The organism is Alteromonas australica (genome assembly GCF_000730385.1).
GTDB classification, from domain to species: Bacteria; Pseudomonadota; Gammaproteobacteria; order Enterobacterales; family Alteromonadaceae; genus Alteromonas; species Alteromonas australica.
Genome location: NZ_CP008849.1, coordinates 1,530,585 through 1,552,220, shown reverse-complemented (window position 1 = coordinate 1,552,220; position 21,636 = coordinate 1,530,585). Strand labels below are relative to the sequence as shown.

General features: G+C 44.5%; 18 protein-coding genes. 5 read left to right on the top strand and 13 right to left on the bottom strand.

Translation table 11 applies throughout. The features are described from left to right. The first annotated feature begins 77 nt into the window (after positions 1–77). Together EP13_RS06845 and EP13_RS06840 are read left to right on the top strand one after the other, a co-directional pair. Positions 78–593 (top strand): DUF2937 family protein, encoded by a 516-nt coding sequence (locus EP13_RS06845; RefSeq protein WP_044056652.1) that lies wholly within the window; start codon positions 78–80, stop codon positions 591–593. Between the two features lie 169 nt (positions 594–762). Then, positions 763–1,044, top strand: coding sequence for a hypothetical protein (locus tag EP13_RS06840; RefSeq protein ID WP_044056651.1), 282 nt, complete (start codon positions 763–765; stop codon positions 1,042–1,044). Between the two features lie 59 nt (positions 1,045–1,103). Here the strand turns inward: EP13_RS06840 and EP13_RS06835 are convergent, their stop codons facing one another. After that, positions 1,104–2,276 carry a GNAT family N-acetyltransferase/peptidase C39 family protein gene (locus tag EP13_RS06835; RefSeq protein ID WP_081869462.1) on the bottom strand — a complete coding sequence of 391 codons (1,173 nt, stop codon included), beginning with the start codon at positions 2,274–2,276 and terminating at the stop codon, positions 1,104–1,106. Then, positions 2,273–3,757: a RimK family protein gene (locus EP13_RS06830; protein WP_044056650.1), complete on the bottom strand. Its 1,485-nt coding sequence runs from the start codon at positions 3,755–3,757 to the stop codon at positions 2,273–2,275. The genes EP13_RS06835 and EP13_RS06830 overlap by 4 nt, the downstream gene beginning before the upstream one ends. Positions 3,758–3,962: 205 nt before the next feature. Here EP13_RS06830 and EP13_RS06825 point away from each other — a divergent pair, with 205 nt between their 5' ends. Beyond that, positions 3,963–4,931, top strand: coding sequence for a calcium/sodium antiporter (locus EP13_RS06825; RefSeq protein WP_044056649.1), 969 nt, complete (start codon positions 3,963–3,965; stop codon positions 4,929–4,931). Here the strand turns inward: EP13_RS06825 and EP13_RS06820 are convergent. Further along, the gene (locus EP13_RS06820; protein ID WP_044056648.1) at positions 4,924–5,319 is read right to left on the bottom strand and encodes a hypothetical protein; all 396 of its coding nucleotides are present in this window, start codon (positions 5,317–5,319) and stop codon (positions 4,924–4,926) included. The genes EP13_RS06825 and EP13_RS06820 overlap by 8 nt on opposite strands. Positions 5,320–5,599: 280 nt before the next feature. Between EP13_RS06820 and asnS the strand changes: the two genes are divergently transcribed. Further along, positions 5,600–6,997, top strand: a complete 1,398-nt coding sequence (asnS, locus tag EP13_RS06815) for an asparagine--tRNA ligase (protein WP_044056647.1) — start codon at positions 5,600–5,602, stop codon at positions 6,995–6,997. 485 nt (positions 6,998–7,482) lie between these two features. Here asnS and EP13_RS06810 read toward each other — a convergent pair whose 3' ends face one another. The 7 genes from EP13_RS06810 to EP13_RS06780 all read right to left on the bottom strand — a co-directional run bounded on the left by EP13_RS06810 (position 7,483) and on the right by EP13_RS06780 (position 15,314). Next, positions 7,483–10,590, bottom strand: coding sequence for an efflux RND transporter permease subunit (locus EP13_RS06810; RefSeq protein WP_044058806.1), 3,108 nt, complete (start codon positions 10,588–10,590; stop codon positions 7,483–7,485). 60 nt (positions 10,591–10,650) lie between these two features. Continuing rightward, positions 10,651–11,580, bottom strand: a complete 930-nt coding sequence (locus EP13_RS06805; RefSeq protein ID WP_044058805.1) for an efflux RND transporter periplasmic adaptor subunit — start codon at positions 11,578–11,580, stop codon at positions 10,651–10,653. Continuing rightward, on the bottom strand, positions 11,573–12,970 hold the full coding sequence (locus EP13_RS06800; protein WP_044056646.1) for a TolC family protein: 1,398 nt from the start codon (positions 12,968–12,970) through the stop codon (positions 11,573–11,575). The genes EP13_RS06805 and EP13_RS06800 overlap by 8 nt, the downstream gene beginning before the upstream one ends. Before the next feature lie 72 nt (positions 12,971–13,042). Then, positions 13,043–13,420 (bottom strand): hypothetical protein, encoded by a 378-nt coding sequence (locus tag EP13_RS06795; RefSeq protein WP_044056645.1) that lies wholly within the window; start codon positions 13,418–13,420, stop codon positions 13,043–13,045. A 19-nt stretch (positions 13,421–13,439) separates the two neighbouring features. After that, entirely contained in the window at positions 13,440–14,339 is a 900-nt protein-coding gene (locus EP13_RS06790) for a cation diffusion facilitator family transporter (protein WP_044056644.1), read from the bottom strand. Then, the gene (locus tag EP13_RS06785) at positions 14,326–14,691 is read right to left on the bottom strand and encodes a DUF3703 domain-containing protein (protein ID WP_044056643.1); all 366 of its coding nucleotides are present in this window, start codon (positions 14,689–14,691) and stop codon (positions 14,326–14,328) included. The genes EP13_RS06790 and EP13_RS06785 overlap by 14 nt, the downstream gene beginning before the upstream one ends. Continuing rightward, positions 14,688–15,314 carry a cation transporter gene (locus EP13_RS06780; protein ID WP_044056642.1) on the bottom strand — a complete coding sequence of 209 codons (627 nt, stop codon included), beginning with the start codon at positions 15,312–15,314 and terminating at the stop codon, positions 14,688–14,690. Before EP13_RS06780 ends, EP13_RS06785 begins: the two co-directional genes overlap by 4 nt. 79 nt (positions 15,315–15,393) lie before the next feature. Here EP13_RS06780 and cadR point away from each other — a divergent pair, with 79 nt between their 5' ends. After that, positions 15,394–15,816, top strand: coding sequence for a Cd(II)/Pb(II)-responsive transcriptional regulator (gene cadR, locus EP13_RS06775; protein ID WP_014951210.1), 423 nt, complete (start codon positions 15,394–15,396; stop codon positions 15,814–15,816). Positions 15,817–16,132: 316 nt separating this feature from the next. On the opposite strand, the gene EP13_RS06770 is transcribed toward cadR, so the two are convergent. The 3 genes from EP13_RS06770 to EP13_RS06760 all read right to left on the bottom strand — a co-directional run bounded on the left by EP13_RS06770 (position 16,133) and on the right by EP13_RS06760 (position 21,585). Next, entirely contained in the window at positions 16,133–16,429 is a 297-nt protein-coding gene (locus EP13_RS06770) for a HigA family addiction module antitoxin (protein WP_044056641.1), read from the bottom strand. Next, positions 16,429–16,707, bottom strand: coding sequence for a type II toxin-antitoxin system RelE/ParE family toxin (locus tag EP13_RS06765; RefSeq protein ID WP_044056640.1), 279 nt, complete (start codon positions 16,705–16,707; stop codon positions 16,429–16,431). The genes EP13_RS06770 and EP13_RS06765 overlap by 1 nt, the downstream gene beginning before the upstream one ends. A 423-nt stretch (positions 16,708–17,130) precedes the next feature. Continuing rightward, complete coding sequence (locus tag EP13_RS06760; RefSeq protein ID WP_044056639.1) at positions 17,131–21,585, bottom strand: Calx-beta domain-containing protein; 4,455 nt, start codon at positions 21,583–21,585, stop codon at positions 17,131–17,133. Positions 21,586–21,636: the final 51 nt, after the last annotated feature.

The following is a 21,636-nucleotide window of genomic DNA, read 5'->3' as shown; positions in this document are numbered from 1 at the left end:
TGATATGCGCCCAATCAGGGGCGCTAAGCACATCAAGATGCGTGCGCTTGTTAGGTTTGTTTAAGGCATAATTTTTCATGTTAGTTCGGGTTTTCGATAAGCTTATTTTTGCTATTCTTTTTATTCTGGCGCTTCAGGTGCCCATATTAGCCGACCATTATCGCCAATATTTAAGCGGTTACTATGACGCCACCCGTGAAGAAGTGACCGCACTTTCAACTCTCGCCAAAAAGCATGGCTACCCCTCTGCTAATGCCATGCTAGAGGCCTTAAAGCAAAATCCAGAAGCCGTTGTACGTGAGGATGCGCAAAGAAAAGCAGTAATGTTCAGCAAGCTTACTGATATTGAAGATGGTATTCGTATTTTGGCTCACGGCCATTATTTCGAAAAGCTTTGGTACATGGCTACCCCGTCGAAAACCCCTACCTTGGGTAAAGTGTTAACTAACTATTCCCCCTCTATTCCCTTATCCCCATCAAGTCTGGCATTTAGCTTAGTGACGGCTATCTTATTAAACCTCTTGTTGTGGAGCCCCTATTTTTGCTACTGCCAAGTCAAAAAAGTAAAACACGCTCACCATAGCTATCGGTAAAAATTCCTGAGTTGGCCTAATTGGCACTGTTAATGCAATTTCTATTGTAGGTAAACCGAGTTTCCTCAGCACATTGGCTGTGGCCTATTAGGGAAACACGAACGTCAGGTTTTAATTTTATTATTTTTCATACACTTAATTGAAAAAAGAAAAGAAGGAAGGTGAAACAATGCCTACAGATGCACAATTACTCATTGGAAAAATGTTGCAAATTAAAGACAAAATTACTGCTAAGCGCCACTGTATCCCCAGCGATCTGCAAAGCGAATGGCACGCCCTTGATGAACAAACTGCCTGCTTTAATTCTGAAGCAATGTTTGAAAATGCAGTTAAAGGGAAAGGGTTTAGCAAGCATATTGATTACTCGGGCTCAATTAAAGAGTTGTCTACCCTCGTTAAGCGCTTAGACTCATTAAATAAAGAAGTGACAGTGTCCCAAATTTCGCACTAAGCGCCAGTGCATAGTGCACAGTGCACAGTGCACAATTATCAGTATTGCGTGAGCAAGGGTTAAAAAGGTTTAGCATCAATGATAACCAGTGCACTGATTTTTTTACTGCCATAGGTCGCAAGGCGTAAAAAGTCCTCTTTAGCAATAGGAATATGCTGAAACTCCATTTTATTGTGAGTGTCTGCGTCTGGGTCGTGAAGGTAGAAACAGAGGCTATCAGCGCCTGTAATAACCACCCAATGTGGTGCTTTTTTCTTATCGAAAGCATAGGTACTAATTAAACAAAGTACTGCCCGGTTCGCTGTAAGTGCATGATCAATGTCATCAAGATGCCATGCCCCTATATCAACCGGCATTGATTTATCCTGTGCTTGGCGGTAGAAGTCTTCTTCTACATGGGCGATAACGGCTTTTTTGTGCGCGCTTCGTACACCGTCGACAAACAACGGCAAAGCGTGGCTAATCAGTACTCTCGCGTTAAACCCCTGATGTATCGCCGCTAACCCTAAACCGATAGGATGGCAACCGCCATGACCCGAGGTCATGTATATGGTGGTAGCAACCCGCCATATATCAAGTTCCATACGCTGATTCATTTCTGTGCTTTTACGCAACTGTTTTAGCGCCATCATCAAAGATGCTGGCCCACAGGTAAACGGCGTGGTTTGCTGATACCAAGGGTAAATATCTTGGCGAATTTTTATGTCAGACGTTAAGCGTTTTTGCATACGTAACGCGTCGCTATGGTCACCATAATAATCTTCATACATACCAAATGGACTAAATCCCAGCCTGTCATACAGAGCAATGGCGCCCTTATTGTCTATAGACACTTCAAGGCGCATAAAGGGCTTTCCCCGCTGTAACGCCTGCTCCTCTAATGCGGTTATTAAGCGCGCCGCTACACCACTGCCCCGTGCTTCTGGCGACACGGCGATAGAATACAAACGTGTAAGTTGTGTGCCCCGGCGCAACAGAAGTAGCGCATAGCCCACTAACATGCTCGGCGGCGCCGATGTTACTACAAGGAGCACCGCCTGTTGGCTTGTCACATAGTGCTTAAACCGTCTTGCCGTTAATCTATCGGTAGAGAAACATTGCTGCTCCAGCAACACTAACGCTGGCACATCGGCAAGCGTTGCTTGCCGAACACCTACAGGCGCACTTTTCAAAGACGGCGTTAAGGTCGTAGATGCGCTTTTTAGCCCGTTCTTTTCGCTTAATGGAATCATCGGCCCCGTAACTCTAATCTATCCGCAAATGCCTGCATGATGATTTCATACAGTGCGCTTCCTAAATATTTATCTTCGATACCCGCGTCAATACTTGGGTTATCGTTAACTTCAATCACGTAAACCTGGTTGCCTGTTTGTTTAATATCGACGCCATACAAGCCGTTACCTACCACTTTGGCCGCTTTTAGTGCTGCATTAATCACAGGTTTTGGCACTTCAAACGTTGGCATGGTGGTAAAACCGCCAGACGAGAAACGTTCGCCTTGGTGATGATAAATTTGCCAATGATTTCGGGCCATAAAGTACTGGCACGCATAAATCGCTTTCCCATTTAACACACCGATACGCCAGTCAAACTCGGTATAAATGTACTCTTGAACCAAAACCAACGCTGACTCATTCAGCATGCTACCCAACCGCGTTTTGAGCTCGTCAATATTTTGCGCTTTATAAACGCCACGAGAAAACGCGCTTTCTGGCAGTTTTAACACCAAAGGTAAGCCAAAATTTTCAATCAGGCTTTCACACACTTCATCCGTTACTTTTGACACAAACGTTGCTTTAGGGGCAGGCACTTTTTGGTACGTAAATGCGTCTTGCAAAAACACTTTATTACAACAACGTAATATGGATTGAGTATCATCCATGACCACCACACCTTCCCGTTCTGCTGCTCGCGCTAGCCGATACGTATGGTGGTCGATGGCAGTGGTTTCGCGAATAAACAAGGCATCGTACTGGCCTAATTCTTCAGGTGATAATCCACTGACTACGTTAGCTTGAAACCCTAGTTTTTCAGCAGCCTTTACAAATTGGCGAATGGCTTTATTGTCACTTGGCGGCGTTGGCTCTTCTGGGTTGACTAATATCGCCATGTCCCAGCGCGGACGCTTGCTCGACTTTGACGCTTTCCACTGTTTTTTTGTATAAGCTTCTATATCAGCAATGCATGCGTGTTGCTGTGCTTCATTTAGTTTTGCAAATGCACAAGCCTCTACATCAGCCACACCCACAAGGCTTTGTTTCCCCGCGATGCCTGCTTGCTCTAGAGGAGACACGTTCAGGGTGAGCAACAAAATAGGGCATGGATACTTTTCAAACGCTTGCCGAGCTAGTCGCTTAAAACGCTGATCTTTAACTTCACCAAAAAGTACCAATAAAGGTGCCGAAGGGAGGCTGAAGTCACCGTTTACTAACGGAGCTGAAAACGGAATTTTATCTACCCGTCGCGCCTCGGCAAGGCGTAAGTCATTGATCGTATTGACCGCAGGTAAAACCGAATGCTGACGAGCTTGCGCTAACAATGAACAGTAATAGCCTTCCCCTAAGTAGCGACTGGTATCGCATAAGTTAATCACTCGCGTCTTAGGTTCATTCAATTTAGGAAAGTCGGCTAAATAGTCATTAAAGGTGAGTACCGTTAACGGGCTATGGCGAAATGGCGCTGTATCTTCGGCCACTATCAGGGTGTTGTGCATGTATTTCGCTTCTAAAAGAGACCAGTTGAGTTACAATCGTTGGCTGATGTCATAGAACACGCGAACGACGATTCATCACATATGAATGGCGCGAAGTTTACGCCGAAATTAAGTTTTGCAAAGTGGATTCAGCACGGCTTTTTTTCATCGTAATGACAACAAAATATCATCAGAAAGTAATAACGCTGTAGACGTAGGAGAACGTATGTTATTAGCGAGTTTTGCCATTCTAATTGGCCTTCCGGTGTTGCTGTGGAGTGCCAGTAAATTTGTAGGTGGTGCAGCGGCTGTCGCCAATCATTTCGGCGTTTCCCCTCTTTTAATCGGGATGCTGATTATCGGTTTTGGTACCTCTGCCCCAGAAATCATTGTTTCCATTTTTGCTGCTATTCAGGGTAACTCAGGAATTGCACTGGGAAATGCCTATGGGTCGAACATCGCCAATATTATGTTAATTCTTGGCTTAACCGCGTTAATTAGCCCCATAGCGGTACGTTCAGAAATCATCAAAAAAGAACTGCCTGTACTATTGGGTATTACTTTTTTCGCCGCATGGCAGTTACTTGATCAACAGGTTTCCAAAGACGATGCGTTCTCTCTATTAGGGTTATTTGTACTGCTAATATCGTGGAGCATTTGGCACGGTATGCAAGGCAGTAAAGATGCACTGGCCGATGAGTACAGCGAAGAGTTAAACACCACTGAAGGGACAGTAAAAACCCACGTAATCTGGCTTATTGCGGGGTTGCTTTTACTGGTGGCGAGCTCGCGTATGTTGGTATGGGGCGCGGTGGAAGTTGCCGGTTTCTTCGGTGTGAGCGACACTATTATAGGGCTAACAGTCATTGCCATTGGCACCTCGTTACCTGAACTCGCGTCATCACTTATCGCAGTGAAAAAAGGTGAGCATGACTTAGCGCTTGGCAATGTAATAGGGTCGAATATGTTTAATACCCTTGCTGTGGTGGGTATTGCAGGCACTATTCAGCCCATGGCCGTTAGCGCAGACTTTTTATATCGCGATGTCATTGTGATGTTAGCCGCCACAGTGGCGCTGTTTGTGTTTTGTATTGGTATTAAGCGCCAAGGGCGACTGAATCGACTGGAAGGTGGTGTGTTAGTAGCCGCTTACACCGGCTACACTTATTGGTTAATTACCGCTGCTTTTATTTAAACACATCGAAGGTGGTGACTATGGTAATTAAGCTTACCGCAGCAATCACCGCCAGCACGATAAGATTACTACCGAACGTATCCCCTCGCCGCCTGCTGCGGCGAGCGCGGATAACAATGCTCACCAAGCTAACGCCTAAGCCAAGTTGCAATACGCCCAGCATGGCTCTTACATATTCTGGCGACCAACTATTCTTCCCTTCCACACCCCAATAGCTTTGCACGCCACTGATAAAGTCGGGTCGGGCGAAATGAAAAAGTATCAGTGCCACAACCAGAGAAACCCAACCAATCACATTCAGTGTTAGCATAACTTTAAAAAGCGGGGTTTGCGTACGAGGGGTAGAACGCCTTTCCACAAAGCCTGGCGGTGTATTTTTATTTCCCATTTGTCACTCTGTTCTCTGGCATCCGTTGTTAGGTTGAGTATACTAGCGTGCTGTTACATTGTTGTTTGTATGCAGTTAGCTGGGTATGGGGTCATACCTTAATCATATTAACTGCAAAAACGCATGTTCAGACGAGTTAATTACTATGCTATGCCGAGTTATCGGCAAAGAAATCTAAAACATTGATTATTTAGTGAAGAATTTGTGCCTAGGCACATTGTTGTTGGATATGTCACTATGACAGATAACAGCATAAAATCAGTAAGACGGAGAAAATAACATGACGCATGCGCCCGTAGTTGACGTACTTAAAGGCAAGTACGCCGTTGGCGAATCGGTAACCGTAAAAGGTTGGGTAAGAACACGCCGTGACTCTAAAGCGGGGTTATCATTTGTAGCACTTCACGATGGTAGCTGCTTTGATCCTGTTCAAGTCATTGCACTGAATTCTCTGTCTAATTACGCCGATATTCAGCGCCTGACTGCGGGCTGCTCATTAACGGTAACAGGCACGGTAAAAGAGTCTCAAGGACAAGGCCAAGCCCTTGAAATTGATGCCACCGACGTTGAGATTGTGGGTTGGGTAGAGAACCCAGACACCTACCCTATGGCCGCTAAGCGCCACAGTATTGAATATCTGCGTGAATACGCACACCTGCGCCCTCGTACCAATGTGATTGGCGCGGTTACCCGTGTACGCAACTGTTTGTCGCAGGCCATTCACCGTTTCTTCCACGAAAAAGGTTACTACTGGATCTCTACGCCTATTTTAACGGCGAGCGACACAGAAGGCGCAGGTGAAATGTTCCGAGTGTCGACACTCGACATGATGAACCTTCCTCTTGATGACAAAGGTAATGTTGATTATTCCGAAGACTTTTTCGGTAAAGAAACCTACCTAACAGTATCAGGTCAGCTCAACGTTGAAACCTACTGTACTGCGATGTCTAAGGTGTATACCTTTGGGCCAACGTTCCGTGCAGAAAATTCAAACACTTCTCGTCACTTAGCTGAGTTCTGGATGATTGAGCCTGAAGTGGCGTTCGCTGAACTAAAAGATGTGGCGCAACTTGCTGAAGACATGCTGAAATATGTATGTAAAGCCGTACTTGAAGAACTGCCTGACGACATGGCATTCTTTGCCCAGCGTATTAAGAAAGACGCCGTAGAGCGTTTAGAAAAACTGGTAAATTCAGACTTTGTTCGTATGGATTACACCGATGCTATCGAAATCCTTCAAAACTGCGGAAAAGAATTTGAATTCCCGGTTGAATGGGGCATCGACCTTTCATCTGAACACGAGCGTTACCTAGCCGAAGAGCACGTTGGCGCGCCAATCATCATGCAGAACTACCCCAAAGACATTAAAGCCTTCTATATGCGCATTAATGACGACGGTAAAACCGTGGCTGCAATGGACGTATTGGCACCCGGCATTGGTGAAATCATTGGCGGTTCACAGCGTGAAGAGCGCCTAGATGTGTTTGATGCGCGCCTAGATGAAATGGGCTTATCTAAAGAAGACTATGCGTGGTATCGCGATCTGCGTCGTTACGGCACCGTCCCTCACTCAGGCTTTGGTCTTGGTTTTGAGCGCCTTGTTGCTTACGTCACTGGCATGCAAAACGTACGTGATGTTATTCCGTTCCCACGCACACCGGGCAACGCTAGCTTCTAAGAAGCGAAGTAAAAGTACACCTGAAATACAAAAAAGCTCGCTATCTTTATAGCGAGCTTTTTCTTTTAAGTGGCAGTAGTAAATATCTGATTTTACCGCTTCGGCGATTCGATTTTACCTTCATCTGGGAGACAGCTATAAGCGTAATCAATCGCGCTGCTGTGGGCCGCTTTAGACAAGAAGCGGACGTTCAGGGCTCTCTGCTCTTGATTTCGATATTTACCATAAGCGGAAGTTAATATGCTTTATTCTGACTGATTCCTCAGTGGCATAAAGAAGTTGTTCAGACCACAATAGTCCACAGAATACGCCTCCAAAAGCCGAATGTTAAATATTACAATTGATAACCAATCTTACAACTCCAAATTTTTATTACAAAGCGATTTACGAGCTACCTCCGCATTTTGTCAAAAGAAGTCGAATGATCGTCAAAGGGGTAAGTAAATCCGGGGCATTGATTTATAAACCCAAATGCCCCAGTGCTGTTAATTCACCTTATTGTGAACTAGTCTATAGAGTACAGGTAGTACAACCAGAGTTAACAAGGTCGAGGATATGATCCCACCAATGACCACGGTTGCCAGAGGTCGCTGCACCTCTGCGCCAGTACCTACGTTAAGCGCCATGGGCACAAAACCAAGGCTCGCCACTAGCGCGGTCATCAGTACTGGCCGCAAGCGAGTCATTGCTCCATCAATAATCGAGTTTACTAACTCGCCAGTTTCTTCCATCCTCTGCCTGATAAAAGACAGCATCACCAGTCCATTCAATACAGCAATACCAGAGAGCGCGATAAAACCAATCCCTGCGGATATTGAAAGAGGCATATCTCTGATCCAAAGTGCAAAGATGCCGCCAGTTAATGCCAAAGGGACGCCTGTAAAAATTATCATGGCGTCTTTGACTGAGCCGAATGCAATCACAAGTAATGCAAGGATCAGAAAAAGCGTTGCGGGCACAACCAAACTCAGTCGCTGACTTGCGCTTTCCAATTGCTCAAACGTACCGCCATAACTTATCCAGTAGCCACTTGGCAGTACCACATTGGCTGCGATCTGCTCTTTAGCATCATCTACAAAAGAGCCTAAATCACGATCTCTCACATTTGCTGTGACGACGATACGGCGCTTTGCGTTTTCTCGACTTATCTGACTGGGTATATTGGTATATTCAAGCTCAGCCACCTCGGCGATTGGCACATACTCACCATCATTGGTCATGATTGGGATATTTCTCAGCGCTTCTAAATCACTGCGAATCTCTTCAGGATAACGAACAACAATCTCAAAGCGTCTGTCGCCTTCAAATACCAAACCAGCTTCTTTGCCGCCAACGGATGCACTTAACCACGTTTGCAAGTCAGTTACGTCTAAGTTGTAACGCGCCAGCGCATAAGGTTTCGGGTTCACCGTGAAGATGGGGATCTCATCTACTTGCTCTACTCGTGCATCAGCAGCGCCCGGAATATATTGTAATACGGCTAAAACATCACTAGCTGAATCCCGCAGCTTATCCAGATCATCACCATATATCTTGATCCCTAAATCTGCTCTTACGCCACTAATCAATTCGTTAAAGCGCATCTGTATGGGTTGCGTAAACTCATAGTTATTACCGGGTACATTTTGAAGATCGCGCTCCAATTGTTCGACAAATTCCGCTTTCGATAATGCAGGGTTTGGCCATTGATCAACTGGTTTTAACATGACAAAAGTGTCGGTAACGTTGGGTGGCATAGCATCAGTAGCCACCTCAGCAGTACCCGTTTTTGCAAACACGGTGTTTACCTGAGGGTACTGCATAATGACTTGTTCAAGCCGTTTTTGCATATCGACAGCTTGCTCAATTCCCGTGCCGGGCACTCTCATTGCGTGAAGGGCGATGTCACCCTCATCAAGTTGCGGCACAAATTCAGAGCCTAGGCGCATCCCAAACCAAACACTGATAACTACGAGCAATGTTGCTGCACCTACTACCAACCATCGTAATTTTAATGCCCACTCCAATACAGGGCGGTAAACTGATTTAGCCCCAGTGATTATTGGACTCTCTTTTTCACTGACTTTGCCTGACATAAACATAGCAACGGCTGCGGGCACAATGGTGATTGAAAATACCATTGCCGCTAACAATGCCAATATTACCGTAGCCGCCATTGGGTGAAACATCTTCCCTTCGACACCTGTTAAGCTAAAGATAGGAATGTACACAATCGTGATTATCATCACGCCAAAAAGACTCGGCCGTATCACTTCATTCGTTGCCTCAAATACGACTTCCAGACGTTCTCTGAGAGGCAGTATTGCACCCGTTCGCCGCTGCGATTCACTTAACCGCCTAATACAGTTCTCCACAATAATAACTGCACCATCGACAATCAGTCCAAAATCTAACGCGCCTAAGCTCATTAAATTCGCGCTTACGCCCGTTCTTACCATACCTGTTATCGTGGCAAGCATAGCAAGAGGGATGACAGCAGCGGTGATGATGGCAGCTCGTATGTTGCCCAGCAGTAAAAATAGGACGACAATAACCAGCAATGCGCCTTCAATCAGGTTTTTTCGCACTGTGTTGATGGCTTTATCTACCAGTGCAGTGCGATCATAAACACTTTGAATAACCACGCCCTCTGGCAAACTTGTTTGGATTTCATCCACTTTATCAGCCACGTCTAGCGCAACAGCTCGACTATTTTCGCCTATTAACATCATCGCTGTACCCAACACCGTCTCTTGACCTTCTCGTGTTGCAGCGCCCGTTCTAAGCTCCTTACCGATGGCGACCTCTGCAATGTCATTTACCGTAACGGGAGATTGGTTTGTAAGCGTTACCACCACGTTACCGATGTCGCCAATGCTCGATAGTCTCGCTTGTGAACGTACTAGTATTTGTTGGCCGTTGCGTTCAATGTACCCAGCACCTTGATTAGCGTTATTTCGCTCTAATGCCCGCAATAAATCGTCAGTACTAACGCCGTAATTGAGCATAAGTTGAGGGTTAGGCTTCACATGATATTGTTTGGTAAAACCGCCAATAGCATTAACCTCTGTTACCCCTTTCACCAAGGCCAGTTGAGGTTTCACCACCCAATCGTGCAGCTCACGAAGCGCCATTGCGTCAAACTTTCTGCCATCGGCAGTTACTGTGCCGGGCTTCGCGCTAAGCGTGTACATGTAGATTTCACCCAAACCTGTGGCAATCGGCCCCATCTCAGGCTCAATACCATCGGGTAATTGGCTTTTGATAATGCCTAGCCGTTCGTTTATGAGATTTCTGGCAAAATAGAGATCCGTGCCTTCTTCAAAGACGGCTGTCACTTGAGACAAACCATAGCGCGATAGTGAACGTGTGTAGTCCAAGTTTGGTAAACCTGCCAAGACGTTTTCTACCAAAAAGGTGATGCGCTGTTCGGTTTCAAGCGGTGAATAGCCTTTAGCTTGTGTGTTGATTTGTACCTGAACATTAGTGATATCGGGTACGGCATCAATAGGCAGCTTTTGATAGCTGAATAAGCCAAAGCCAATTATCAAAAAACAAAGCATAAGAAAAATGCCGCGCTTTTCGATTGCGGTGCGAATAATGGAAGCTAGCATCATAAGCCTCCCTTAAAACTACACGCCAATTGGCAGGAAAACATTTTATGTGGTGAGGCGTTAATGATCATGGCCTGCCTCCGATTTTTCCAAATCTGCTTTGATCATGTAACTATTGGAAGCCACGACGCGTTCGCCTGCTTCAAGGCCACTGATGACCTCGATATAGCGACCATCTGAGACACCAAGCTCTACCGCTCTGGGCGCATACTCATCACCCTCAACCACAAAAACAACTTGTTTGGCTTCATACTCTTGCACAGAAGATAGAGGAACCGAATGACTTACTGACTTAGTTGACGTCTTAACTTGTGCTTTGACCAGCGTACCGAGTGGCCAATATCCAGTACTATTGTCGACAGCTATATTGGCAAGAGAGTGTGGATTGCCATCAGTTGAAGGCGTAATGTAAGCAATCTTGGAGGTTTGGTTGAAACCTGCGTGGCTTAGTTCAACTGACTGTCCAACCTTGATGCTGCTAAGCATTTGTGAAAAAACGGTCAGCTGTGCCCATACGTTTTTATAGTTAGCTAACGAAAAAAGTACTTGCCCGTTTGATAACTCACCATTATTCGCATGTCGCGCAATCACATTGCCATCAAAAGGTGACGTGATGGAATAACTTTTTAAACTCTCATTGGACTCAACAACCGCTAAAATATCACCTTTCTTAACGGAGTCGCCAATGTTGACTTTTACATCTTTAATAACACCGTCAAACCGTGCTCTTATATGACTAAGTGAGGCGGGGTCTGCACTAATTCGCCCATAAAGCGTACTCGTTAACGCAATATCGCGTGCGAGCACGGGAGTTGCAGAAATACCATTCTGAATTGCTGTTTCATTGCTCATTCTTACGACTTCACCTGCGTGATTGTCTTGATCGCTGGAACTTACATCACTGTGTTTACCTTCTGCGATTGCGGTTAGGCTATAAAGGCTAAGGGTGAAGATAGAAATAAGTACTTTTTGTATTGCGAATTTATTCATAATCATGACTTCTTATCGAAATGTTAGATGACTGCTGCCAATTGTTTTGGTGGCTTGAGGGCACTGAGTCATCACTATGATCAGTCGTCAGCGCGAGACCTGTGAGCGTTTCAATTTCTGTTTTGCTCAGATGCACTTGAGACGCCGCCTCTATTAATGTCAGGCGGGTTGCCAGAAATTCTTGTCGAGTAGTTACCCATTCCAAGTAGCTGAAACGGCCCTCCAAATAGGCGTTCTCGACTAAATCTAACGCGCCCTTTAGCGGAGGAATTACCTTGCGCTGAAGTGTGTCAATCTCTAGCAATGCTCGTGTATGTTCGCCTAACGCTTGATTAACTGAATGTAATAGGCTGCGAACGTTGCTTTGTCTTTGCTGCTCTATTGCGTCAAGACGTGCCCTGTTTGCTTCATATTCACCAAGGTTTCGTTCTTTTTGAAACAATGGAACGCTTACGCCGGCAACCAGTGCGGTTTCATCAATACCTTGCATTTTGCGAAGCCCCGCTGACCACTCAATATCAGCGCGGTTATTCGCTTGCACTAAACGAAGCTGCGCCGCTTGCACACGGCTTTGTTTAGCGTATAGGTCAATGTGAGGGCTATTTTGGATTGCGACTGCCAGCGCATCAAACGACGCAACTTTGTTAAAAGCAAAAAGATCGCCTTCCACACGCTTAAAGCTCGGTGCCTGCTCCCCCCACATGATGGATAAACTGCGCAGGCCAAATCGATGGTCTTGTTGAGCTAGATTAACATCGAGCTTTGCTTGGGCCAGCGCAGCTTGGGCACGTTTTTGTTCTAACAAGGGGGACGCGCCTGCTTCAACGCGTTTCGTTACGGCATTCAATGTATAAAGTGCAAGTGCCTCTGCATCTTTTATGACGTCTAAGTTCGCCTGCAATACGAGTACTTTGATGTAACGACGATTAAGCTCACCGAGGATATCTAAGGTGCGTATTTGCTTTTCAACACCTTGCTGTATTCTTCGTTCAGAGAGTACATTCAACCTTGCTGCTGGCTTATCATTGAGCTGTAACACTGAGGATAATGTCAAGGTAACTTCAAGCTCTTTGAGACCTGATACCTCGCCGGTTCCCAAAAAGTTCTCTAATTCAACCCCTGCATTCAATGCGGGTTTAAGCGCTGCCGTTTTTGACTCTCCGTCTATAACACGTTGTTTAAATTCAAATTCATACAAACTTGGATTGTTGGCAAGTGTTAGTCTAATAGCGTCCTCAAGAGTCAGCGTTTCTCGTATGGGCGCTTGGACACTTTTGTCTACAAATCTGTTAGTTTTCGCCGCATGAGCGGTCGGTGGACTGAGTAATAAGCCCAGTATGCAACTGCACACAATGGCAGATGCATGCCCGAAAATAGGAAACATTTTCATTGGAATATCCTAATAATTTATCAATGTTTAGCATCGCGAGTGTTATCAGCGCGGTGCTATCGAAAAAACGTACTAGGAAGTAATTTTGGGGGGGCGAAGTAATCGGTTAATAGGTGCGTCAATTACCGCATCTAAATAGTTGAAATTGTGGACTGAAACCACTGTTTTCAGACTGTTGATATGACTCTGACTGACCCATTGTGCATGTGTGCCATGGCAGTGGCCGCAATGGTGACAATCAGCAGGATTGTGGTGCTCTGCACTTACTTTATCACTGGTTTCATTGGTAGACAGCTCAGACTGTTCTTGCTTGTGTTCTGAATGCTTATGCTCGTGTTGCAAGTGCTGAATGTCTATTGCATGAAAATCTAACGAATTCGCCACAGCAGAAAACGACTGAAAGAGTATCAGCGAGATCACGATGTAACTTATGCGTTTTAGATTTTTCATGTATGAAAGTTTACCAAGCCTAATTCACTTCGTCACGACATTGTTCATTAGCAAACTCCAGCTCAACTGTCGTATGTTCAAATTTATACTTTTCTAACGAACTGTGTATGTTTTCTTTGAGTGATTGGAGGTGCTCAAGACTGACATCTTCATCAAGAACAAGATGGACCGTCATTACGTTACGCTCACCGTCTAGAGACCAAATATGAAAATGGTGAAGATCACTTACCTTATCGTTTGCCAGTAAATCGCTTCGAATCTTTGAAAGCTGTTCTTCATCGGGCGTTGCTTGCAAAAACAGCATTAGGGTTTCTTTGAGATTGCGGAACACATTGAAAAGGATGAACAAAGTAAAGCCAATGGATAAGATTGGATCTAAAACAGGCCAAGGCTTAAACATTAAGACGATGGACACGATAAATACTGCTACCCAACCAAGCACGTCTTCCAGCAAATGCCAGTTGAGGACTCGCTCATTTAATGAGTCTCCCTCACTCAGTTTATAAGCCGCAAAGCCGTTTACTGCCATCCCAAAGATAGACAATAAAACCATCCCTTCAACTTGGGGCATTTCAGGCTCAGCCAAACGAGGTATCGCTTCAAGCAATATCCAAATGGAGCCTACCGTCAGCACAATACCGTTAATCAATGCACCGAGTAAGGAAAACCGTTTGTAGCCGTATGAGAATGTTTGATTAGAATCTTTATCGCTAAGCTTGTTTAATCCCCACGCTGTACCAATGGAAAGACTATCACCCAAATCGTGCACTGCGTCAGCCATAATAGCGGTGCTGTTGGTAAGCCATCCACCAATGAATTCAATAACAGTGAACACCACATTTAAGAAAAACGCCCATCCAATACGTTTAGACGCGTCGGTTGAATTCTCTTGCGAGTGTGAATGGTTATGACTGTGCATTTCTAATCTTTTCCAGTATGGCTTTGTTTTCAGATGAAATTGGCATTGGCTTGAATGGACTCACATTTGCCCCACCAGTATTGCCCTCAGGCAACAAGCCAATTGCTGTTTTAGTCAGCGCACCTAGCATTCTAAAAATTTGCCCAGATACCTCTTTAAGGTCGCGGCGTTTTATTCCAAATTTAAGCATTTCATAATGCACTCGTGTGTGGTGGTATGTTGAGTACTGACCGATAACATGAGCATCCTCTAAGGCCTTAAATCCTGCTTTATTGTCATTGTTCGAAAGGGATTTATGCGCGGCGCTCAGTTTTTGAAGTATGTAAGGTTTTGCTGCTTGAGTGAAATTCATACGATCTCTCCATTCGTCGAGCTGTTTTCACGGAATTCCTGTCTGGCATCTTTTAGAATTAAGACTGCGCCGCGTAACACAACGATAGAAACAATAAAACCTATGACCAAATCAGGCCAACGAGTATCAAATTGATAAACCATCGAACCCGCTAATATCACTCCCATGTTTGCAATGACGTCGTTTGCAGAGAATATCCAACTTGCTCGCATATGCACCTCGCCATTTTTTTGTTTTCTGATTATCGCCAAACATATAACGTTGGCGATAAGTGCAACACAGCCCATGCTCATCATAAGCATAGATTCAGGCTCACTTCCAAAGGTTGCGCGACGAGCTATGTCAAACAAAATTAATAGGCCTAATGCCAATTGAAAATATCCACTTACCTTTGCAGCATTGGCTTTGTGAATAATTGTTTTCCCTACTGCATATATACCAACACCGTAAACGACTGCGTCAGCCAACATATCAAGGGAGTCTGCAATAAGTGCCGTTGAGTCAGCGAGTAACCCTACACTCATTTCAATGATAAACATCACAGCATTGATGCCCAATAGCCAGTAGAGAACTGCCTTTTGTTCTTGGTCTTTTATCTCAATTTCGCACCCACAACCACTCATAAAAACACTCGCTTTACTCACCTATAACGCGAGTGTAAACTCTATACTTGGTATAGAGTCAAGCTTTAGGCAAGTTAAAATGAAAATTGGGCTTCTGGCAGCTAAGACAGGGTTAAGTATTCAGACAATTCGTTTTTATGAGCGTAAATCACTATTGGCTGCACCTGAGCGAACGGCATCGAATTATCGAAGCTACTCTGAAGATGCACTGAAGCAGTTATTGTTTATAAAGCAATGTCGCGCATTAGATATGACAATCGAGGAAATTAAATTAGTACTGGAAACCCGAGCAAACCCAGAGAATAGCTGCGAAAACGTTAATACTACAATAGATAAGCATGTTGACGATATCGAACATCGGATAGCTGAATTAAAAGTACTACAAGAAACACTGATTTCAATTCGTTCTGCTTGCGATCATGATAAGAAGGTTAAAGAGTGCGGGGTATTGCATCAATTAGATAGCATTGCAGAAGTGTGTTCTTCTAGTACGGAGAATTAGTCTCGAATTATCAGTTTTATGTTGGAGCTTTGTCATAGGTATTCGGCTAAAGCAGCCATTCAATTTTTATTAGTAGCATGACCGTTGATTACCTCATTCGTGTCATTAAAATCTTAATGAGCCAAGGTCTGCTTCACGTACACAGTTGACCTACAATAAGCTTTGGCTGGCACCAAAAGACAATGAACGGACATTCAATAACTTCTAAATAAGGGGCGCGGACATGTGGGCTAAAATCCGAGCGAAGCGAGTCAGCCCTCATGTTTGAGTCCCAGCCCGCGCAGCGGGCGAACTTGATTTTTTTGTTATGCGCGTTTTATACCGTAGCCAAATTATACGGTGAGACATGTAAAGAGCTTTGATATTGTCTTGTTTGCCACAAATCAAATGCATTTTGCAAACGAAGCCAATGGGCCGCAGAAGGCTTACCGAAAACGAGTTCAAGACGAAGAGCCATCTCTGGGGTAATAGCCCCTTTGCCATTAAGAACTTTCGATAATGTTTTACGGCTCACATCTAAATGTTGCGCTACATCAGTAATAGTCAGTTCTAGAGCATCAATAACAAGATCTTTGAGTATCTCACCGGGATGCGCAGGGTTATGCATATTCATTAGTGATAATCCTCGTAATTAACGATTTCAACATCTCGTCCAACAAAGCGGTATGTAACTCTCCAGTTTCCACTTACCTGAACAGACCAAATATCATTTCTGTTACCTTTGAGTTTGTGCATATAAAGGCCGGGTAAATCCATGTCATCAGGTGTTTCGGCTTGATCGAGATTCGACAGAATAAGACGAAGCTTTTTTTCGTGCTTTTTCTGAATTCCTGAAGTGGTTCCTTTAGCGTAAAACTTCTGAAGGCCTTTATGTATAAAACTCTTAATCATGATTTTATTGTAACCTTAAGGGTTACAAATTGCTAGCGTAATTTTCTGAGCGCATAACAATTTAATAGTGCGCAAATTGCGCGTTTTTCTTCCGAGCATGTGCTCGTTTTTATCCATAGTGCCATCATTCAGAGTTTACTGAAAGTCAAAGAGTACAGAGGTTACGCTTAATAAGGGCTAATTACGCAAAGGACAAAAACGCGCGATTGGGTCGTTTTCCTGAATACAGGGGAAAGGCAGCTACAACCGTATACGTAGACAGGCATCTAACTCTCAACAATGACAATATTTTGGGCAGAAACTAGCTCATGGGGTCCTTTAAGTAATAGATAACCAACTTCCGGTTTACGTACCTAGGCAACTGCCAGGATTCGATTGAATTCGGTTAATCGAACCTGGCAGAGAAAGTTGCGGCCTATTCAGTTAGGTTTTTACACGTCTTTGCCTAACAAGCACGACCAACATCAGCATGATCAACCCGTAGCTAGTGCTGCCGCCACCTGAGCCGCCGCTAACGGCATCGTTACCTCCGCTGAAATCACCGCCATAGTCGTTGCCGCCATCATCATCACCGCCATCACTGGTCGTATCATTATCTATGATAGTAATAATAATTCGGCCCGGTGCTGATACTACGTCTGGACTAGCGCTGGTTATCTCAAGCATAAAGTTTTCCGCGCCTTCTTCTAATGTGTCTTCAGAAATCGACACCATCACAGATTTTGATGTTTCACCATCGGCAAACTCCACTTCTTGTGTGGTAAACGCAAAGTCACTCAAATTGGCATTATTTTCGTAGGCATACACAGTAACCACTCTCACACCTGAATCACCGCCAGTGCGGGTCAATGCTATGCTTACCTCACCGGCAGACTCATCTACCTCAATCTCACTTTCACTGAACCCGATAACCCCCGTTACCTCATCGTTGTCTTCGATAGTCACTGTATGTGTCGTTATGCTTCCCAAGTGCTTATCATCCGCATCGATAACAATACTTAACGATTCATCTTCTTCTTCGATAGCATCATCAATAATGGCTACCTGTATTTCTGCGATAGTCTGATTCTCTTCAAAATAAACAACTTGCTCAATGGCGGTGAAATCGTCGCCTGAAGCTGACCCTACTTGCGTTCGAACATCAATCGCAAGAGGTCCGGCAATGCTCCCCTCACGATACACATTGATAGTAAAAGTGCCATCAGCTTCGTTTACTGTTGAGGCCGCAGTATCAAAAGACACCACACCAGTTTCTGAATCGTTATCTGTTATTTCAATGACTGTCATTCGAAAATCACCGTACAAATTTGAAGGTAAGCCATCTAACCTTAATGTTACATATTCATTTTCTTCCGCCTCATCGTCATCATGAATGGTGAAAGTCACTAATTTTTCGGTATCGTTCGGCGCAAATGTCACCGTGCTCTCAGGCAAACTAAAGTCATCATTTTCCGATGCCGTGCCATTATTAGTCACTATTGTGACGGTACGAGACTCGCTATCGGTGGCGTTTCTCACCAGTTTTAGTTGTAATTCTCCGTCATTTTCAAAAGTCAGTTGATAGCCTTTTTCAAAATTAATTTGACGTTGAATAGATTCTTCGTTGTTTATCTCAACGGTTAACGCACCGTTTGCTGGGTTAACCAGCACACCTTCAGGGTTAACCAAGCGCAAGACGATATAGCGGTTTTCAAATTCATCCTCCAATACATCATAATTTAACGTAACCGTTCTAAATGAATCTGAACCTGCAAATTCAATTTTGGTTTGCGCTAATGTGAAGGTATCTTCAGAGGCGTCTGTAAGCGCTAAGGGTGAAATTTCCACAGAAAATGCCCCCTCAAGTCCTACCGGGCGGTTGAGCACAATTTCAATAGCACCGTTCTGATTAAAGGCCGACTCAAATAAGGTATCCCAACCGATAGATGGCGTACCACTATCGCCACTATCAACTTCAAAGTCACTTCCATCTTTATTATCGTTTATGCTCACATCGATAGTGTCCAACTCACCTAGTTGAGCATCTACCGCATCTGTTAGCGTTATTTGAAAGGTTTCTTCACCTTCAATTTTAACGTCATCGTAGATGTTTAGGCTAAACTGCAGTGCATTCTCGCCCTTTGAAAATTCGAGTGTTTCGTTGGGTCCATAATAGTCATTGTAAAAGGTTGCCGTGCCACCTGATGTTGCAATGTCGACACTTGCAGTTAATGCAGAGTTGCCCGTACGTCTTACCACACCCGTGTAGGATGTCGTATTTTTCACCTCAAAAAATGTCAGGCTTGATACATCAAACTGGATCACCGAAGGGTTCAGATCATTTTCAGTAGGGTTGGTGCCCGCAGATAATTCATCAATGTTACTGATACCGTCTTGGTCAAAATCGTTGCTGTCATCGTCTGTTGAACAATCAAAATCTAAATAGGCATTGCCTGAGAGAAGTGTACGAAGGTAATTAATTTGCCAGCAATAAAACGTAGCATCTGAAGCCGAATACAAAGAAAGGCTTCTTAATCGAAACGCGCTAAAAAAACGAGATAGATCCACAGCATTCACGTCGTATAGTGACAGTGAAGTGAGTGTTGAGTTGCTCGCACTGATATAAGGAATGGCACTGGCACTAACACCGTAAAGTGTAAGTGACTCTAATGTGGTTATTTCTTTTAACTCGGCCCAACTATGAATGTTACCCGCAAAGTATGTACCCGCATCTAGTTCCTTTAAGTTTACTAGCCCTGCAATAGCTGAAAAGTCGGTTATTGGGTTAAAGGCAATATTCAACTTAACCAGGCTTGTCAAAGACGCTAGCGCGCCAATATCGTCTATATTGTTGTCATAAAGGGAAAGTGATGTTAGCCCATGAAGCTGCGCTATTGCGTCAATAGAAGAAAGTGTTGAGCGCGCAATCTCTAAAGAAGTAAGATTGGGAAAACCTTGAACAAAAGACACATCGTCGATGGAGATATCAAATAACCTTAACGTTTCCAACATAGGCCAATCAAGGGTAGACGGAAGACTGCCAAGCCCGTCACTTTCAATTTTAAGGTAATGCAACGCCTTTGCCTTCGATAGGCCGCCTAACGAAGTAATAGGCGCATTAATGGTGACATCTGATAAGGTTGCCGACCCAAAAGTATCGGGTAGTGAAGTCAGATTTTCGCTATCTAAAAGCAGTTCTTCTAATTGAGGTAGGTCTTGTAAGATGGTAGCGGCATCGTTGTCAAAATTGTTCCCACCAATACGCAATTGTTTTAACCCAGTAAGAGAAGAGAGCGACGAAAAATCGGTGGCGATGACGTCATAAAGGGCCAAGTTAGTCAGCTTAGTAAGGCTGGCGAGTGCAGATAGGTCAGTGGCTTGCAATTGGTTAATAGAAATATAATCAAGGTTGGTAAAACTCTCTAGCCCCGATAAGGACGTGACTGGGTCATAACACCACAACGAAGTGAGCTGTTCAGCGAAACCGTACCCCTCATGATTCATGCTTTCTAAACATTGTCGTAAATTACTGTCTGAGACATTACTTAACGCATCAGCAAAGGGAGTGCGAACCGTATTTTCATCTACGTAAGCAGAAACAATATGGCGCACTGCATTAACCGCTGCTACCGCATCCGCGCCATAGTTGGCATCTGTTTTAGATACCCCACACGGGAGTTCCCCACACAGCTTTGCTGGGTTTGAGAAATAAGGAACTTCACTGGTATTGCCAATCCAATAAGACATGATAGTACTGAAGCCAACGCCATCTGGGATGGGAATGCGATACCCAACACCGTAATCAAAGTCTGATCCTGTCTCCCCTTGAGGGCGAGAGTGCCCTAAACCAAGGTTATGCCCAAGTTCATGTGCAAACGTAGACGCCGATGAATCAACATCAGACTGGCTGTACATGCTATTTGCACCGGAATATTTGATATGACCGTTTTGGAATGCGATACCGGCTGAAGAATCACCGGTTAAATTCGGTGTGAGCAGCGCCACCGCATCTGCCCCGAATTGATAGCGGTGTACATCAATTTCCTCGAATGGGGGGTTACCTTGAGAAAGGTCATCTAAGGCATCAGAGCCATTTGCATAATCATAGTCCACTGCTACCGAACCTTTAAACCTGACTTTCGCAAAAATACCTGAATCTTCAAACGCTTGATTGGTATAGGCAATAAAATGGTCGATGGTAGTGTGAATATCATCAATGACGTCAGTGACATTGTTAGAGTAAACAAATAACACATCAATATAAGCAATTTCGCCCGTCTCAGTTGAGACGGCTTTCATGATTGCTTCGTCGTCCTGTGAAGCATGACGTTGGAGCGATTCATCTATAGCTGAGTGTTCTTGTTGTGCAGACATAACACCTTGGGATAAAACGGTGTTTTTACCATTCTGAATAGTAGGCGCTACGATAAAATCATCTTGAGTAAACCCTTTTGCATGAAAGACTTCGCTTGGGTTGCTCAATACAACACCAGCTTCAGACCCCAAACCCGACAAGAGGCCATGTGAGGTCACCAACTCTAAACGGATGGCGCTTTCACCTAGCGTGATCACCGATGATACCGGTAAACCACCTACATAAGAGCGAAGGATAATATGACGCGAACCGCTCGCGCCTTTTACAATATTAACCACCTGACTTTCAACTGCCTCGTCTGGCAGGTTCATTAACAGGGCATCGCCTTTCTGCAATCTTTTGAGTGCATCAACGTCGAGGGTAGCTGCTGAAAAGAGGTGCTTAGTGTGAACAGAAATATGAGAAAAGCTAGACACGCTTTTTTCGTCTAGCTGATTTGAGTACGACGTAAACAATTGAGTTTTAGCTGCGACAGGTTGTATCACCCACATCGCGAAGACGAGCGCAAAATACACGTATTTCACGTTTAATTCCTTTTAATTGAGTCCCTTTGATAGGGTGAAGCTAGAGCAAAA

What these genes read in the sequence shown, in the direction of transcription:
- EP13_RS06845 (WP_044056652.1), top strand. Translation starts at nt 78, where the DNA reads ATGTTAGTTCGGGTTTTCGATAAGCTTATTTTTGCTATTCTTTTTATT.
- EP13_RS06840 (WP_044056651.1), top strand. Translation starts at nt 763, where the DNA reads ATGCCTACAGATGCACAATTACTCATTGGAAAAATGTTGCAAATTAAA.
- EP13_RS06835 (WP_081869462.1), bottom strand. Translation starts at nt 2,276, where the DNA reads ATGATTCCATTAAGCGAAAAGAACGGGCTAAAAAGCGCATCTACGACC.
- EP13_RS06830 (WP_044056650.1), bottom strand. Translation starts at nt 3,757, where the DNA reads ATGCACAACACCCTGATAGTGGCCGAAGATACAGCGCCATTTCGCCAT.
- EP13_RS06825 (WP_044056649.1), top strand. Translation starts at nt 3,963, where the DNA reads ATGTTATTAGCGAGTTTTGCCATTCTAATTGGCCTTCCGGTGTTGCTG.
- EP13_RS06820 (WP_044056648.1), bottom strand. Translation starts at nt 5,319, where the DNA reads ATGGGAAATAAAAATACACCGCCAGGCTTTGTGGAAAGGCGTTCTACC.
- asnS (WP_044056647.1), top strand. Translation starts at nt 5,600, where the DNA reads ATGACGCATGCGCCCGTAGTTGACGTACTTAAAGGCAAGTACGCCGTT.
- EP13_RS06810 (WP_044058806.1), bottom strand. Translation starts at nt 10,590, where the DNA reads ATGCTAGCTTCCATTATTCGCACCGCAATCGAAAAGCGCGGCATTTTT.
- EP13_RS06805 (WP_044058805.1), bottom strand. Translation starts at nt 11,580, where the DNA reads ATGAATAAATTCGCAATACAAAAAGTACTTATTTCTATCTTCACCCTT.
- EP13_RS06800 (WP_044056646.1), bottom strand. Translation starts at nt 12,970, where the DNA reads ATGAAAATGTTTCCTATTTTCGGGCATGCATCTGCCATTGTGTGCAGT.
- EP13_RS06795 (WP_044056645.1), bottom strand. Translation starts at nt 13,420, where the DNA reads ATGAAAAATCTAAAACGCATAAGTTACATCGTGATCTCGCTGATACTC.
- EP13_RS06790 (WP_044056644.1), bottom strand. Translation starts at nt 14,339, where the DNA reads ATGCACAGTCATAACCATTCACACTCGCAAGAGAATTCAACCGACGCG.
- EP13_RS06785 (WP_044056643.1), bottom strand. Translation starts at nt 14,691, where the DNA reads ATGAATTTCACTCAAGCAGCAAAACCTTACATACTTCAAAAACTGAGC.
- EP13_RS06780 (WP_044056642.1), bottom strand. Translation starts at nt 15,314, where the DNA reads ATGAGTGGTTGTGGGTGCGAAATTGAGATAAAAGACCAAGAACAAAAG.
- cadR (WP_014951210.1), top strand. Translation starts at nt 15,394, where the DNA reads ATGAAAATTGGGCTTCTGGCAGCTAAGACAGGGTTAAGTATTCAGACA.
- EP13_RS06770 (WP_044056641.1), bottom strand. Translation starts at nt 16,429, where the DNA reads ATGAATATGCATAACCCTGCGCATCCCGGTGAGATACTCAAAGATCTT.
- EP13_RS06765 (WP_044056640.1), bottom strand. Translation starts at nt 16,707, where the DNA reads ATGATTAAGAGTTTTATACATAAAGGCCTTCAGAAGTTTTACGCTAAA.